A 14,094-nucleotide genomic window follows, 5' to 3' on the forward strand; every position below is an offset into this window, starting at 1 on the left:
CTCGCAGGTTAAGGTTTGCCGCCGCCAATTCGGCTGACCCAAGTGCTGACCTGCTCACTGGTATTGTTCCCCACCAGATCATCCACCTGAGCACCGCTGCTGTCTTTCGCCCGAGCCCCATCCGTGATCAGTACCAGAGTCAGTCCGCCGATTTCGTATTTCGCCGAAGTCAACGGGTTCAGCTCGATCTCGATCCTGACGAACCTGACCGTGCCAGCGTAGCTGGCCTCCAGGCTGTCGACAGTCCTGTCCATTTTTGCATAGGAATTCTCAGCACCACTTGTATTGGTCTTTGTCCGAGAGGTGAATTCAACCACGGTGGGCAATTGACTTTGCAGTACTTCTGCTTCGAAGGTTGAGTCTGTAACGGTTATGACACTCATGATCCAGCTCCCTGTTGGTTATGCTCCTGGCTAGTCTCAACCTGACATGGAAGGGCACCGGTAAGCCGACAACGTGCAGAGGCCGCGATAGTGATGGAGCGTCTTCAAGTAAAGTCCGTTTATCTGAGTGAAACGGCTTCCTCTCAGAAAATTTGAATGGGCAAGACTGCGATAAACCAGCCAATGGGGCGCGACCTATTGTTCAGGACTACTGCCAAGACGCGCCAAAAAGGCTTCACCACTCTTGAGCAACTGCAAGGCTTGCAATGAGTCATTCACCGCATCAAAAAGGCCGATATCTTCAGCGCTGGACTTGCCCTGCAGCCATCGGCGCAGCGCCAGGTAAAGCCAAGCTGGCCGAACCCTACGTCATCCCGCTTTGCGCTTTTGTTGGTGGCGATGCCCTGTGCCGCCAGGTTGATCTGCGTTTCGACAAACGCAGAAAACTCCTCTTTCAACATGATAGATCTCCCGCTCTGCTCACCTGCCTCCACGTACTTATCCGTTTTCGGCCAAAAACCTGAAGACTGACAAACGACAGTGGCCCATCCGTCGAGACCTTGATATTCAGTAAAGGCCGTTTTATAACCGCGCAACGGCTATTTGTCGGAAACCGCAAAGGCGCTAAGATCACGGGCTTCTCGTTGAGGTAACTGGTTATGCGTCTGTCCGACTTTATCGTTGCCCATGTAGATCGCATCGTCGACGAGTGGGAGGACTTTGCCAGGTCCCTCAAGCCGGCGGCCGACTCAATGGATCGCGTCGAGCTGCGCGACCATGCCAAATCGATCCTGCTGGCCGCGTCACGGGATATGCAGACCGCGCAAAGCAAGCGTGAGCAAATCGAGAAGGCCAGGGGCGAAGAGCCGGGCAAAACCCCGAGCCTGGATGAGGCCGCCGCCAGTCATGGCGAGCTGCGCCATATCGTCGGTTTCGACCTGGTGCAGATGACCTCGGAGTTTCGCCATCTGCGCGCTACGGTCATTCGCCTGTGGGTAGAGAGCCTGACCTCGCCGGATATCGCCTACCTCCAGGACATGATCCGTTTCAACGAAGCCATCGACGAAGCCTTGGCCGAGTCCACCGCCGCCTATGCCGAACAGGTCGACCGCTCGCGGGATATCTTCCTGGCCATTCTCGGCCATGACCTGCGCGCGCCGTTGCAGGCGGTGAGCATGTCCACCGAGCGCCTGGCCCTTACCGCCAATCTCGACGACAAGGCCCTGGCGTATATCTCCCATATCAAGATCGGCACCCGGCACATGGGTGGCATGGTCAGTGATCTGCTGGAGTTCGTCCGCAGCCGCCTGGGCGCCAGCCTGCCCATCGACTGCAAGCCCATGGACCTGGCTGTGGCCTGCCGCGAAGCCATCGCCGAAGCCTGCGCCGCCCGGCCGGGGCAGAACCCGCAACTCAATGTGCGCGGCGACACCCAGGGCCAGTGGGATCACGGGCGCCTTAACCAACTGCTGCAAAACCTGATCGGCAATGCCATTCAGCACGGCGCCGATCACCATGAGATCGATATCAAGCTCATCGGTGAAGAAGATCACGTAGTCCTGAGCGTGCATAACAAGGGCGAGCCGATTGCCGAAGATGCCATCGGCAGCATCTTCGACCCGCTGGTACGGGCGGCCAGCGAAACCTCCGGCCCGCAAAACCCCTCGACCAGTCTTGGCCTGGGGCTGTTTATCGTCAAGGAAGTGGTCATGGCCCACGGCGGCAGCATCACCGTGACGTCGACCATCGGCGACGGCACCACCTTTACCGTGGTGCTGCCCAGAAGCCAGGCATAGACGGCATGACTTGGAACACTGCCTTGTGGGACCGGCTTTAGCCGGGAAACGGCCGGTACAGCCAGTGCATCTTTAGCGCCTGTCACATTGCCTTCCCGGCTGAAGCCGGTCCCACAATAAAGCGTCAACCGCGCGCCATCACTCCATCGCCAGCGACCGATCAATCATCGCATTGATCCCCTCCAGCTGATGCAACACCGCAAACATCAAATGCCGCGAACGCCCGCTCAGGCTCTCGCCATATTCATGGGTAGCCGCCAGGGTGCAGCGCAGCATGTCCGAGGCCTGGACATGCGCCTGTTGGGGAGTCAGGGCGGGATTGGCGATCAGCAGTAAATCGGGGGTGATTTCTTTCATGGGTACAACTCCTACAACTTGTGAGGAGCCGACACTTACTCGCTACCAGACGATTGGGTGGCGGCCGTACACAGGCTGGTAGTCCGGTTGTAGGCACCCGGCTCGCCCGAGGGCGTCCTGCATACGGCCACCAAAACTCAGGCCGTAAAAAAGCGCCTCGCTAAAGGTGGCGCGGTGCGCCTACATACTCCAGACCTACCATGGCCTGATCGCTGATTTTGCAGCGACGGCAGGAGGTTAGAGAGCCGAATCGGCAGGCGCAAGGGGTCCGGATTTTCTCGGAAATTTCACTCAAAAGAAAGGGAAGCGTCCTGCTATCAGCGCTTTTCGAGACATGGGAAAACACGCATCAGGTAACAACCATATACCGCATGGAGCGCAGGTAACGTTGCTAACTTTATGCACCTTCCAATTTTCGAGACGCCAAAACCCATGATCCATTCAAAAGGACATCCCTCGTCGAGTTTTGATCAGCAGCGCTATACTTTTCAGCCGTCCACCTACAGCCGTCAATTCTGGGGATACGTCATGGAGTCGCCCGTTCTTTCATTCAGTGCTGACGGTGACTGGTAGAAAAACTGGATCAATTGGCTCTCGCCACTGATCAAGATCGCCAATATCACCTGCAACGCGCGCTGGCACGCTACGTGGAGACCGAGTCGTGGTATCTGCGCGCCATTCAGGAGGGCATTGCTGACGCCGATGCAGGTCGCCTTATCGACCTTGAAACCGTAAAAGCCAAATGGATCGCGCGTGCTAACAATCGCACTGACTGAAAAGGCAGACCGCGATCTGGAAGGTATTCATGAGCATTACGAAGCACAAGCAGGCACAAAAGCAGCAGACGCCCTCATAGCTCAGGTCATTGCGGCACTGACGCAGCTAACAACGTTCAGTGGGATGGGGCGCCCTTCGCAGGACCCTGATGTACGTCAGTTGGTGTTTAGCCGATATCCGCTGATTGCGCTGTATCGGATAGAAAGAGGCAGGATTCAGGTTCTGCGAGTAGTTCATCAACGTACTGAACGGGCCGACTGTTGGTGATATCAAACGATGCACTTTCATCTGAACTGGTCATGCGTCAGGCCAGACTTTCTGCGAACCCCGCGAGCCCCCTGTAGGACCGGCTTTAGCCGGGAGGGCGGCATTCCTGCTTAGAAAAATGCTGCGCAGGTGACGGCCCGCTCCCGGCTAAAGCCGGTCCTACGAGTGATCCAGCGGCCAGTCCTACAAAAAGACCGGACCACCCATCAATTCCACTGCGCCCGCGGGTCAAACCCGGCCTTGTCCGCCAGGGCCTTCCACATCGCGCGAGTGGCGTCGTCGGTGGTCTTGGGCATGACGATCTTGATCTGTGCCAGCAGGTCGCCACGGCTGCCCTGCTTGTTCTGCAGGCCGTTGCCTTTAACACGCAGGCGCTGGCCGTTCTGGCTGTCGGGGCGGATGGTCAGGTTGATCTTGCCGGTCAGGGTCGGGACCGCGACCTTGGTGCCGAGCACGGCCTCCCACGGCGCCAATGGTACGGTGATGACCAGGTCATGGCCTTCGATCTCGAAGCGCGGATGCGGCGCCAGGCGGATGGTCAGGTACAAATCACCGTTTTCGCCACCGGCAACCCCAGGCGCCCCTTGGCCCTTGAGGCGGATACGCTCGCCATCGACCACGCCGACCGGGATCTTCACGTTCAGGGTCTTGGTGATATCAGCCATGCGCTGGCCCGCCGCGTTGTGCTGCGGCACCTTGAAGCTGACTTGCTTGGACTCGGTGGCCAGGGTCTCCTCGAGGAAGATCGCCAGGTCCATCTCTACATCCTGGCCCTTGCGCGCCTGGCTGCGTGGCCGACCGCCGCCCGCGCCTTGGCCGCGACCACCAAAGATCGAGCTGAAAAACTCGGAGAAGTCCGCATTGCTCTCATAAGCGCCCGCGCCAGTGCGGCTCTGCCAGCCCGGCGGCGTCTGGAACGGCCTGCCCTGTTGGCCGTATTTGCGGATTTCGTCGTATTCGGCGCGTTTTTCCGCGTCGCCCAGCACGTCGTAGGCCTCACCGGCCTCCTTGAACTTGTCTTCGGCCCCGGCTTCTTTGCTCACATCGGGGTGATACTTGCGGGCCAACTTGCGGTACGCGGCCTTGATCGCCTTCTCGTCCGCCGTTGGGTCAACCCCAAGAATCTTGTAATAGTCTTTGAAATCCATCGAATGGTTACCATCCTCGGTTGTCCAGGCGCCCGACGCACGGGTGTTTTGCGCGACGCATCCGCCTTATCAAGAAGGCATCTGGATCAATTGGCGTTGAAGTGTATCGGCAGCCGAACGCGTTGGCTTGAAGCCGCGTGCGCTCGTTGCCCGGGAATGCCTTGAAGATTGGGGGTCAAAGGCCCTAGTTCAAGTCAGGTGATGAAATACAGATAACTTTAGATTCCCGATGTTTCGCCCTACGCATCCGGCTTGCGCTGACATACACTGCGCGGCCGTTTTTTGACTGGAACGTAAAAGACATGAATGACCAATCCCCGGCCCGTGCCTGCGGTATCGACTTCGGCACGTCCAACTCTACGGTCGGCTGGCTGCGACCGGGCGTGGAATCGCTGATTGCGCTGGAGGACGACAAGATCACCCTGCCGTCAGTGGTGTTCTTCAACATGGAAGAACGTCGCCCGGTGTACGGCCGCCTGGCCCTGCACGAGTACCTGGAAGGCTACGAAGGGCGCCTGATGCGCTCACTCAAGAGCCTGCTGGGCTCCAAGCTGATCAAGCATGACACCAGCGTGCTGGGCACGGCCATGCCATTCAAGGACCTGCTGGGGCTGTTTATCGGCGAGCTGAAAAAGCGCGCCGAGACCACCGCAGGCCGTGAATTCGAGGAAGTGGTGCTGGGTCGCCCGGTACATTTCGTCGATGACGACATCGCCGCCGACCAGGACGCCGAAGACACCCTGGCTGCCGTGGCGCACAAAATCGGCTTCAAGGACGTCTCGTTCCAGTACGAACCCATCGCTGCCGCCTTCGACTACGAGTCGACCATTACCGGTGAGGAACTGGTGCTGATCGTCGACATCGGCGGCGGTACTTCGGACTTCTCCCTGGTACGCCTGTCGCCGGACCGGCGGTTCTACGACGACCGCCATGAAGACATCCTGGCCACCGGTGGCGTGCACATCGGCGGGACCGACTTCGACAAACAGCTTAGCCTGCAAGGCGTGATGCCGATGTTCGGCTATGGCAGCCGCATGAAAAGCGGCGCCTACATGCCCACCAGCACCCACATCAACCTGGCGACCTGGCACACGATCAACTCGGTGTACTCGCAAAAATCCCAGCTGGCATTGGGCAGCATGCGTTATGACATCGAAGACACCCAGGGCATCGACCGTCTGTTCAAGCTGATCGATCAGCGCGCCGGACACTGGCTGGCGATGGAAGTGGAAGAAACCAAGATCCAGCTGACCCACGACGAAAGCCGCCATCTGCCGATGGACCGTATCGAAGCGGGCTTGAGCGTGGATCTGAGCCGGGTAATGTTCGAAGAAGCTATCGACGCGCTGCTGGAGCGGGTGCGCAACAGCGTGACCGAATTGCTGGTCAAGGCCGGTGCCCGGGTCGATCAGGTCAATACGGTGTTCTTCACCGGCGGTTCCAGCGGCATCCCGGCGCTGCGCAACAGCATCTCGGCCATGCTGCCCAATGCCCGCCATGTGGAAGGCAATATCTTCGGCAGTATCGGCAGCGGGTTGGCGATCGAGGCGAAGAAGCGGTACGGCTGATTGCTCAATGGCTTCTTGTGGGACCGGCTTCAGCCGGGAAGGCGCAATCCCGGCTAAAGCCGGTCCCACATTGTTTTACATCTGCGTCAAACCAACTGCGCGTTACGCAACTCGCTCTTGAGATAAGCGTAATAAATCGGCCCTGCCACCACCCCCGGCAGGCCGAACGCTGATTCAAAGATCAGCATCGCCAGCAACAACTCCCACGACTTGGCATTGATCTGCCCGCCGACGATCCGCGCGTTGAGGAAGTACTCGACCTTGTGGATCACGATCAGATAGCCCAACGCCGCCAGCGCCACCCAGATCGACAGCGACAGGCCGACGATAAAGATCAGGGTGTTGGACATCAAATTGCCCACTACCGGCAGCAGGCCGAGCAGGAACGTCAGGGCGATCAGGGTCTTGGTCAGGGGCAGGTGGATGCCGCACAACGGCAGGACCACGGCCAGGAACACCGAGGTAAACGCGGTGTTGAGCAGGGAAATCTTGATCTGGGCGAAGACAATATTGCGAAACGCGCTGCTCAGCAGGCTCAGGCGGTCGAACAATGCAGCCGCCAATGGCTTGCGGGTGTGCACTTCGGAAATCTTCTGCAAGGCGATGATCGCCCCCAGCACCATGCCGATCAGCAGAGTGACGAAGGTATGCGCCGCCCCCTTGCCCAGGGTTTGCAACTCACCGACGTGGCGTTTCAACCACTCGCCCAGGGACACCTGGAACTCGGCGGCGCTGGCGGGCAGGTAGTTGTCGATCATCGGCGGCAACTGGCCGCGGGCGCGGTCCACCAAAGTCATGAATTTGTCGAGGAAGGCGCCGGGGTTTTCCGCCTCATGCAGGACAAAGCTGATGGCGGCAGCAAAGATCAGCGCCAGTACGCTCACCACCAGGGTGCCCAGCAGGGCTACCGCCACCCAACGGGCGCGCTCGCCAGCGACCAGCCGCTGCAAGAGCGGGGTCAGCATGTTGACCAACTCGTAGACCAGCAGGCCCGCCAGCAGACTGGGCAACAGCGTCAACGGCATGACCAGCAGCAAGCCGCCAATGATAATGACCCAACTGGCCAACAAAACCTGACGCGAAGAAAACGTTGGCATAGCCCTTCAAACCCGCAACGCAAAGAGGTGGGCAGTCTGCCAGCGTTCCGGGGCGAGAACCAGTCATCTGATGAGTGAGAATGAAAGGGGATTTTACGCGCCAACCCAGGCGCCATCAGGGTTGGCGCGTTTTTGCCCCGAGCCGGGCGTGGCGTGAAGAATTATTTCTTCTTGAGACAGTCGCTCATGAAGGTCTTGCGCGCGTCGCCCTTGAGCGTTTTGCTCGCCGCATCGGCATTGCAGGACTTCATTTTTTCCTGCTGCGGCGTCAGCGCTGTTGCGGCCGGAGCAGCCGGGGAGGCCTTGAGGCAAGTGCTCATGAAGGCCTTGCGTTCATCGCCCTTGAGCGACTTGGCGGTGGCGTCGGCGTTGCAGGTGGTCATCTTGTTTTGTTGCGCCGTGGCAGCAAAGCCCTGAGTACTCATGAGCAGGCCCAGGCACAGCAGAGAAGCACGCAATATATTCATCGATCCATCTCCCTGACCGCTGCGCCAGTCAGCGCAGTCTGTCGTGAAGTGTAGCCAACAAATGTTGCTAGACGTGTCAGGCATGGCCGCCTTGACGACGGTACTGCTCCGGCGTGCAACCGGCCTGGCGCTGGAACATGGCGATAAAGGCCGAGGCGCTGCTGTAGCCCATGTCGAAAGCGATTTCCTGCACGGTCTGACGGCTGTCCAGCGCTTCGATGGCAGCCAGGAAGCGCAGGCGCTGGCGCCAGTCGCCGAAGCTCATGCCCAACTCGCGCAGGCATTGCCGGGCCAGGGTGCGTTCACTGACATACACCTGCTGCGCCCACTCGGCCAGGGTGCGGTTGTCACTGGGATCGGCTTGCAATGCCTGCATCACCAGGGCCAGGCCGACGCTCTGCGCATAAGGCAGGTAACGCGTCTGCACCGGCGCGCTGCGCAATTGGTCGATCAGCACCTGGGCCAGGCGGATATCGGCGGGGGTTTCGGGAAGGCGCACATCGCGCTCGGCAAAGTCACCGAAGATGGCCCGCAGGATCGGCCCGATCTCCAGCGTGCAAGGCTCGCGGGGGAAATCACTGCACTGCTCACTGGCGATATACACCGAGCGATAGACCACCGCATCGCGCATGTAACAGCTGTGCTCCATGCCCGGCGGCACCCACACGCCATATTGCGGCGGCGACAGAAAGCGCTGGCTGCCGACTTCGATCTGCATCACGCCACGGGACGCGTAGTTGAGCTGGCCCCAGGTATGGCTGTGGGTATCGCTGTAGCTGTCAGCGCCAAATTCGCCGTAACGCAGATAAATGAACAGCGGCTGATCAGATTCCAGGCCACTGACCGGCACCCTGGGCATGTTGACGATCTTTGTGGCCATGATGTCCGTCTTGAATAGCTGATTGTCTGAAACGGAGTATAGCCAGCCAACCGGACAGGCAGATACTCCGGGTTCATTATGGAGACGCTTCATTCATGTCTTATCTGCTTCCGCTGTTGACGGTCCTGATCTGGGCCGGCAATACCCTTGTCACCAAGGCCAGCGCCGGGGCCATCGGGCCGTCGGAGATCGGCTTTTATCGCTGGCTGCTGGCGGCGCTGCTGTTTACGCCCTTCCTGATCCTGCCGGTCTGGCGCAATCGTGCGGCGATCAAGCCGGTGCTAGGCAAGGTCATAGCCCTGGCCGCCCTGGGCATGGCCCTCTTTCAAAGCCTGGCCTACTTCGCGGCGGGCATCACCTCGGCTACCAACATGGCCATCATTCCGTCGCTGATTCCGATCATGGCGCTGCTAATGGCCTCGGTGGTGCTCGGTTCACAACTGACCTGGGGGGCGGTCATCGGCGCGCTGATTTCGGTGGCCGGGGTACTGGAAGTGGTGTCAGCCGGGCAAATCGGCAATCTGGCCCAGCAGGGGCTGAATCTGGGTGATGCCATGCTGCTGTTGGCCGCCTTGGCATTTGCGGTCTATAGCATCCTGTTGCGCAAATGGCAGCTGCGTTTGCCGCCGCTGCAACTGCTGTATCTGCAGGCCGTGGCGGCAACCATCATGCTGCTGCCGATGTTCCTGCTGACGCCACGGGTCGGGCTGAACATGCACAATATCGCACTGGTACTGTATGCCGGTATCCCGACCTCAATGCTCGCGCCGTTGCTGTGGATGCAATCGATCGCCCGTCTGGGGCCGGAGCGCACCACGCTGTTCTTCAACCTGCTGCCGATCGTCACGGTGGTGGCAGCGGCGCTGATCCTGGGCGAACAGCTGGCGTCCTTTCACCTGCTCGGCGGCGGCCTGACCCTTGTCGGGGTGATCCTTGCCGAACGCTGGCGCACGCCGTTGCGCCCGGTCGCGCTACAGTCCTGAGGCCTTGAGCCGCCCGGCGTGCTGCATGAACAGCCCGACCGGGTCGGCGCCCTTGCCGACCATGCCGAAGTGCTGGTTGACGATATCGAAGTGGTCCAGCGGATAGTCGGAGCCGATCACCGTGCCCAAGTGCGAGCTGTAGCGCCCGACCATGCCGTCACACTGTTCGCGTTCATGGGCGAAGGCGTGGGCAAACAGGCGGCAGGTCAGGTTACTGCCGTCAAAGCGATTACTACCCTTATTACTGCGCCCGGTCTGCAAGGTCCCTGACCAGGAGTAATAACGCACGCCATTGACCAGTTCCTCGCCCTGCCCGCCCCAGGTCTGCGGCAGGCCTTGGGGATACTGGCGATTGAATTGTTCGACGCCACGGGTGGTCAGGGACATATGTGACGCATCGATATCCATGGGCAGGCGCGGGCCGCGATAGCCGGTTTCCAGCAACCCCAGCAACCATACCGAAACACCCAGCACCACGTTGAGCACTCCATTGCCGAAGCTGCCCAGAGGGAAACGCCGCTCCAGATAGTCGGCCAGCTCCGAACCATGGTTGGGCCCGGCCACCGAGGTGACTGACGCCACCCGCTCGGGATGGCGCGCCGCGACATAACGGCTGGTCAGGGCGCCATGGCTATGGCCGATCAGGTTGACCTTTTGCGCACCCGTCTCACGCAGGATCTCGTCGATAGCCGCCAGCAATTGTTCGCCGCGCACCTCGGTGGAGTGCATGGCCGAGACCATCACCGGGTAGACCTGCGCCCCGCCCCGGCGCAGCGCCTTGACGATGCCGAACCAGTACGGATAGAAACCCAGCCGGACAAACCCCAACATGCCGGGCACCAGCAACAAGGGATAACGGGTTGCCTGATCTTCTGCCATGAGCACTCCTTAGCGACCATCCGTCCAGCAATAACCGCTGAAGATGACAAAACCAGCGTCGTGGCAAAGTAATGCTTTATCGCCACCCCAACATCGAACTCTTGCGCAATTTCATGGCTCAAACCGGTATCGGGCCCTTCCTGAGGCTCTTTCCCACGAGTAATCGCCATGTACAAGCAAACCCTCGCCGCCCTGGCCGTCTTCACCACCCTTGCGGGCTGTAGCCACAGCCAGGTGCAGAACCCAGTGGATTACCTGACCTACCGCAGCCAGCCGCTGGTCAAGCAAGTGGAGCTGGGCATGAATGAACAGCAGGTCCTGACCATCGGCGGCGAACCGTCCAGCCGTATGCTGCGCAAGGCCTATCCCGGCACCTGCAATAACTATGTACTGAGCAAGGACGGCGCCAAGCAGGTGTACTACGTGTCGTTCAACGATATCGGCAAGGTCGACAGCAAAGGCTTCATGACCTGTGAGCAGCACGAGAAGAATCAGCGGTCGAACTAAACCGAACTATTCCATGGCGCCGGGACTCACAATTTATGACCGCTCAAGCCATAGAGCCTGACGGATAACCGTACACGCCATGGAGATACCTGATGAGTAACGTGCAGCAATTGTCCGATGTAAACACCCTTCGTCAGCGTGCACGCCAGAATGTGCAAAACGGTGCCGTGACCGAAGGCTATAGCGCCGACCGCGAAACCATCCTGCGGCTGCTCAACGAATCACTGGCCACTGAATTGGTGTGCGTGCTGCGCTACAAACGCCACCATTACATGGCCACCGGCCTGAAGGCCAGTGTCGCGGCGGCAGAATTTCTTGAGCACGCGCAGCAGGAAGCCGAGCACGCCGACCTGCTGGCCGAGCGCATCGTGCAACTGGGCGGCGAGCCGGAATTCAACCCCGACACCCTGTCGAAGAACTCCCACGCGCAGTACGTCGCGGGCAATACCTTGAAAGAGATGGTCTACGAGGACCTGGTGGCCGAGCGTATCGCGGTCGACAGCTACCGGGAAATCATCCAGTTCATTGGTGACCAGGACCCGACCACCCGCCGCATCTTCGAAGACATCCTGGCGCAGGAAGAAGAACATGCCGACGATATGGCCGACATTCTGAAAGACCTGTAAGACCGTTGATTCACACCAAGGCCGCGACTGGATTCATATCTGATCGCGGCCTTTGCTGTTTTCTACGCTTTGAGAATTGGAATCCGATCAGTGTCGTAGCAGCGGCTTCAGCCGCGAGATCGCTCTCCCGGCTAAAGCCGGTCCCATGAATTTGTGCTCGACTTTATTTCACCGTCTTCGGTGCTTTCCCCGCCCGCATCTGCTCCAGCAACGGCGCACACTGATTAGGCTCACCGCCACTAGGCGCGACCAGAGCCAATAAGCCCGCCGCAGGCCCTGCAACCACTCCCAACGCCACCATCCCCGCACCACGCAGCAGCAACGGCCCGCTCTCGACACCGGCATTGGGTTTGGCGAACGGACCGTTCACATACAGCGGCGAACGCAACGAGAACACACGAAAACCCTTGGATTCGGGGCTGATTTTCATATCCAGTTGCTCGGTTTTCATATTCACCGTGCCGTCGATATAAATGATCGCGTTCTCGGTATCGAAGACGAACAAGCGTGGCGTCACCAGACCATCCTTGATACTCAGGTCCGAGGCGGCACAGTTGATCTTCACGTCCTTGTCACCAAACATTTTGCCGACCACGTAGTTGCCGACGTTGAGCCCGGCAATTTCCATCAGGCCGCGACTGACCGCGCCGTCATTGACCAGCAACTTCACATTACCGCTGGCCGTGCCGAGCAAATCGGCGACGGAGTTACCGCGCCCGCTGAAATCAGCGTCGCCATTGAGTTCGCCAAAACTGGTCTTCATCGGTTCGAAGGTCGGGAACAGTTGCTTGAGCTTGAAGTTGCGCGCGCTCAGCTTGACCTGGGCCTGCAGCGGTTGCGCGTGGCCATCGAGCTGCAGATCGGCATCGAGCTTGCCCCCGGCCACACCAAAGCGCAGGGGTTGCAGCTTGAGCTGGCCGTCGTCGAGCACGACGTGGGTATAGAGGTCAGTAAAAGGCAGCTCAGGGCTTTTAACGATTTTCTTGCCGGTGAATTCGACGTCGGCATCCATGGCCGCCCAACGATCAGTCTCGAACTTCTGCACCGGCAATACCTTGCCCGCCGGTTGCTGACTGTCGCTGCCGCGCTTCTTCTGATCGGCTTTGGAGTCGGCACCAATCAACGGCGCCAGGTCGGTAAACATCAGTTGTTCAGAGACCAGTTTGCCGGTCAGTTTCGGCCGAGGCTGGCTGGCGACGAAACCCAGGTCACCATGAATGTCACTCTGGCCGATCTTGCCGTTGAAGTTCTCGTACTTGAAGTTCATGCCCGCAGGGTCATGCAGCTTGGCGATCAGGTGACCGTCGGTGGCGTATGCCGGCGACTCAGGCAGGGTCACGCCGGTCAGTGGATAGAGATTGCCCAGGCTGGTACCTGCCAGTTTCAGACGCAGATCCAGAGCGCCGAGATTCTGCGGGTCGGTCAGCGTGCCGGCAATGGCGATACGGGTATCGCCGACCTGCACATCCGCCTGCACCGGGAACGGCTGCGCGGCGTCCTTGAGCGCCAGCAGACCGCCGATCTTGCCCGTGCCCTGCAAGGCCTGGCCGTGATACTGGCCTTTAACGCTGAGGCCAAACGCGTAGTCCTGAGGTGTAGCGCCCTTGTCCTGGGCCTTTTTCGCCTCCTTGCCGCCGACGATATCGGCAAAGGGGATCGGCTTGCCCAGCGGATCGATGACCAGATCCAGCTGAGTCTTGAGAATCTGGTCGTTCAGGCTCACCAGGCCCTTGTCGAACTTGATCGCACCGATATCCACTACCCAGCTGGAGGGATTGGCATTGGGATCGGCCTTGGGCAAATCAAAGACCCAGTTGGCGCGGCCATCGGCCAGGCGCTCCAGCCGTGCCTCGGGGCCGGTCAGATCGATGCGCGGGATGACCACGCGCTGCATCAGTAAAGGCAAAGGCGCCAGGCGCAGTTCGACGCGTTTGAGGGTGACCATTTGCGGGGTTTTCGACCAGTCCGGATTACCCAGGCTCAGGTCTTCGGCAATCATGTGCGGCCACGGCACCCAGGCGCGCCAGCCGCCTTCATCCGGCTCCCGGGCCCAGACCACTGCCAGGTTGCCATTAATGGCGAAAGGCCGATGCAGCTCGGCAGTAACCTTTTCGTTGATGGTGGGCTTGAGCCTGTTCCAATCGAAAGTAGCAATAACGACGATCAGGACGACCAGAACCAGCAACAGGATGCCACCGGTCCAGGCAAGAGTTTTTCGACTGCGCGTCATGCGTGACTCTCCCAATAACAAACTACCTTCTGCGGCAGTTTGCGTACGACTTTGTGGTTCGACTGATTAAAGCGGCAAGGGTTTGATTGGATTGCCGGTTTTTAGCAACCAGGACGAAAAGCGCGATGA

15 protein-coding genes and 1 pseudogene are annotated in these 14,094 nt (G+C 59.6%); 7 read left to right on the top strand and 9 right to left on the bottom strand.

All coding sequences use genetic code 11. From position 1 onward, the window contains the following. Window positions 1-8 precede the first annotated feature (8 nt). Together AC1Z24_RS28260 and AC1Z24_RS28265 are read right to left on the bottom strand one after the other, a co-directional pair. The gene (locus AC1Z24_RS28260; protein WP_483743614.1) at window positions 9-383 is read right to left on the bottom strand and encodes a thioredoxin family protein; all 375 of its coding nucleotides are present in this window, start codon (window positions 381-383) and stop codon (window positions 9-11) included. A 275-nt stretch (window positions 384-658) separates the two neighbouring features. After that, the gene (locus tag AC1Z24_RS28265) at window positions 659-844 is read right to left on the bottom strand and encodes a hypothetical protein (RefSeq protein ID WP_483743615.1); all 186 of its coding nucleotides are present in this window, start codon (window positions 842-844) and stop codon (window positions 659-661) included. 198 nt (window positions 845-1,042) lie between these two features. On the opposite strand from AC1Z24_RS28265, the gene AC1Z24_RS28270 reads away from it, so the two are divergent. Beyond that, the gene (locus tag AC1Z24_RS28270) at window positions 1,043-2,179 is read left to right on the top strand and encodes a sensor histidine kinase (protein WP_483743616.1); all 1,137 of its coding nucleotides are present in this window, start codon (window positions 1,043-1,045) and stop codon (window positions 2,177-2,179) included. A 138-nt stretch (window positions 2,180-2,317) separates the two neighbouring features. On the opposite strand, the gene AC1Z24_RS28275 is transcribed toward AC1Z24_RS28270, so the two are convergent. Further along, window positions 2,318-2,536 carry a DUF6124 family protein gene (locus tag AC1Z24_RS28275; protein WP_483743617.1) on the bottom strand — a complete coding sequence of 73 codons (219 nt, stop codon included), beginning with the start codon at window positions 2,534-2,536 and terminating at the stop codon, window positions 2,318-2,320. A 528-nt stretch (window positions 2,537-3,064) separates the two neighbouring features. On the opposite strand from AC1Z24_RS28275, the pseudogene AC1Z24_RS28280 reads away from it, so the two are divergent. Continuing rightward, window positions 3,065-3,312 (top strand): annotated as a pseudogene (locus tag AC1Z24_RS28280) (CopG family ribbon-helix-helix protein). After that, window positions 3,290-3,580, top strand: coding sequence for a type II toxin-antitoxin system RelE/ParE family toxin (locus tag AC1Z24_RS28285; protein ID WP_483743618.1), 291 nt, complete (start codon window positions 3,290-3,292; stop codon window positions 3,578-3,580). Before AC1Z24_RS28280 ends, AC1Z24_RS28285 begins: the two are co-directional and overlap by 23 nt. A 206-nt stretch (window positions 3,581-3,786) precedes the next feature. On the opposite strand, the gene cbpA is transcribed toward AC1Z24_RS28285, so the two are convergent. Further along, on the bottom strand, window positions 3,787-4,728 hold the full coding sequence (cbpA, locus tag AC1Z24_RS28290; RefSeq protein WP_483743619.1) for a curved DNA-binding protein: 942 nt from the start codon (window positions 4,726-4,728) through the stop codon (window positions 3,787-3,789). A 302-nt stretch (window positions 4,729-5,030) separates the two neighbouring features. On the opposite strand from cbpA, the gene AC1Z24_RS28295 reads away from it, so the two are divergent. After that, a complete protein-coding gene (locus tag AC1Z24_RS28295; protein WP_483743620.1) occupies window positions 5,031-6,296 on the top strand; it encodes an Hsp70 family protein in 1,266 nt (421 codons plus the stop codon). An 86-nt stretch (window positions 6,297-6,382) separates the two neighbouring features. Here AC1Z24_RS28295 and AC1Z24_RS28300 read toward each other — a convergent pair whose 3' ends face one another. The 3 genes from AC1Z24_RS28300 to AC1Z24_RS28310 all read right to left on the bottom strand — a co-directional run bounded on the left by AC1Z24_RS28300 (window position 6,383) and on the right by AC1Z24_RS28310 (window position 8,740). Next, complete coding sequence (locus tag AC1Z24_RS28300) at window positions 6,383-7,393, bottom strand: AI-2E family transporter (RefSeq protein ID WP_483743621.1); 1,011 nt, start codon at window positions 7,391-7,393, stop codon at window positions 6,383-6,385. A gap of 161 nt (window positions 7,394-7,554) precedes the next feature. Continuing rightward, the gene (locus AC1Z24_RS28305; RefSeq protein WP_483743622.1) at window positions 7,555-7,860 is read right to left on the bottom strand and encodes a PsiF family protein; all 306 of its coding nucleotides are present in this window, start codon (window positions 7,858-7,860) and stop codon (window positions 7,555-7,557) included. Between the two features lie 76 nt (window positions 7,861-7,936). After that, on the bottom strand, window positions 7,937-8,740 hold the full coding sequence (locus AC1Z24_RS28310; protein ID WP_483743623.1) for an AraC family transcriptional regulator: 804 nt from the start codon (window positions 8,738-8,740) through the stop codon (window positions 7,937-7,939). A gap of 95 nt (window positions 8,741-8,835) precedes the next feature. On the opposite strand from AC1Z24_RS28310, the gene AC1Z24_RS28315 reads away from it, so the two are divergent. Further along, on the top strand, window positions 8,836-9,723 hold the full coding sequence (locus tag AC1Z24_RS28315; RefSeq protein WP_483743624.1) for a DMT family transporter: 888 nt from the start codon (window positions 8,836-8,838) through the stop codon (window positions 9,721-9,723). On the opposite strand, the gene AC1Z24_RS28320 is transcribed toward AC1Z24_RS28315, so the two are convergent. Further along, complete coding sequence (locus AC1Z24_RS28320; RefSeq protein WP_483743625.1) at window positions 9,712-10,602, bottom strand: esterase/lipase family protein; 891 nt, start codon at window positions 10,600-10,602, stop codon at window positions 9,712-9,714. The two genes, AC1Z24_RS28315 and AC1Z24_RS28320, sit on opposite strands and share 12 nt — an antisense overlap. Window positions 10,603-10,770: 168 nt before the next feature. Between AC1Z24_RS28320 and osmE the strand changes: the two genes are divergently transcribed. Both osmE and AC1Z24_RS28330 read left to right on the top strand, forming a co-directional pair. Beyond that, window positions 10,771-11,109 carry an osmotically-inducible lipoprotein OsmE gene (gene osmE / locus AC1Z24_RS28325; protein ID WP_259110814.1) on the top strand — a complete coding sequence of 113 codons (339 nt, stop codon included), beginning with the start codon at window positions 10,771-10,773 and terminating at the stop codon, window positions 11,107-11,109. 92 nt (window positions 11,110-11,201) lie between these two features. Then, window positions 11,202-11,735, top strand: coding sequence for a ferritin-like domain-containing protein (locus AC1Z24_RS28330; RefSeq protein ID WP_259110812.1), 534 nt, complete (start codon window positions 11,202-11,204; stop codon window positions 11,733-11,735). Between the two features lie 163 nt (window positions 11,736-11,898). Here AC1Z24_RS28330 and AC1Z24_RS28335 read toward each other — a convergent pair whose 3' ends face one another. Continuing rightward, on the bottom strand, window positions 11,899-13,965 hold the full coding sequence (locus AC1Z24_RS28335) for an AsmA family protein (RefSeq protein ID WP_483743626.1): 2,067 nt from the start codon (window positions 13,963-13,965) through the stop codon (window positions 11,899-11,901). Between the last annotated feature and the right edge of the window lie 129 nt (window positions 13,966-14,094).

This window comes from Pseudomonas sp. JL23 (genome assembly GCF_056933585.1).

Excerpts from the sequence above, each read along its gene's own strand:
- AC1Z24_RS28260 (WP_483743614.1), bottom strand. The coding sequence starts at position 383 with ATGAGTGTCATAACCGTTACAGACTCAACCTTCGAAGCAGAAGTACTG.
- AC1Z24_RS28265 (WP_483743615.1), bottom strand. The coding sequence starts at position 844 with ATGTTGAAAGAGGAGTTTTCTGCGTTTGTCGAAACGCAGATCAACCTG.
- AC1Z24_RS28270 (WP_483743616.1), top strand. The coding sequence starts at position 1,043 with ATGCGTCTGTCCGACTTTATCGTTGCCCATGTAGATCGCATCGTCGAC.
- AC1Z24_RS28275 (WP_483743617.1), bottom strand. The coding sequence starts at position 2,536 with ATGAAAGAAATCACCCCCGATTTACTGCTGATCGCCAATCCCGCCCTG.
- cbpA (WP_483743619.1), bottom strand. The coding sequence starts at position 4,728 with ATGGATTTCAAAGACTATTACAAGATTCTTGGGGTTGACCCAACGGCG.
- AC1Z24_RS28295 (WP_483743620.1), top strand. The coding sequence starts at position 5,031 with ATGAATGACCAATCCCCGGCCCGTGCCTGCGGTATCGACTTCGGCACG.
- AC1Z24_RS28300 (WP_483743621.1), bottom strand. The coding sequence starts at position 7,393 with ATGCCAACGTTTTCTTCGCGTCAGGTTTTGTTGGCCAGTTGGGTCATT.
- AC1Z24_RS28305 (WP_483743622.1), bottom strand. The coding sequence starts at position 7,860 with ATGAATATATTGCGTGCTTCTCTGCTGTGCCTGGGCCTGCTCATGAGT.
- AC1Z24_RS28310 (WP_483743623.1), bottom strand. The coding sequence starts at position 8,740 with ATGGCCACAAAGATCGTCAACATGCCCAGGGTGCCGGTCAGTGGCCTG.
- AC1Z24_RS28315 (WP_483743624.1), top strand. The coding sequence starts at position 8,836 with ATGTCTTATCTGCTTCCGCTGTTGACGGTCCTGATCTGGGCCGGCAAT.
- AC1Z24_RS28320 (WP_483743625.1), bottom strand. The coding sequence starts at position 10,602 with ATGGCAGAAGATCAGGCAACCCGTTATCCCTTGTTGCTGGTGCCCGGC.
- osmE (WP_259110814.1), top strand. The coding sequence starts at position 10,771 with ATGTACAAGCAAACCCTCGCCGCCCTGGCCGTCTTCACCACCCTTGCG.
- AC1Z24_RS28330 (WP_259110812.1), top strand. The coding sequence starts at position 11,202 with ATGAGTAACGTGCAGCAATTGTCCGATGTAAACACCCTTCGTCAGCGT.
- AC1Z24_RS28335 (WP_483743626.1), bottom strand. The coding sequence starts at position 13,965 with ATGACGCGCAGTCGAAAAACTCTTGCCTGGACCGGTGGCATCCTGTTG.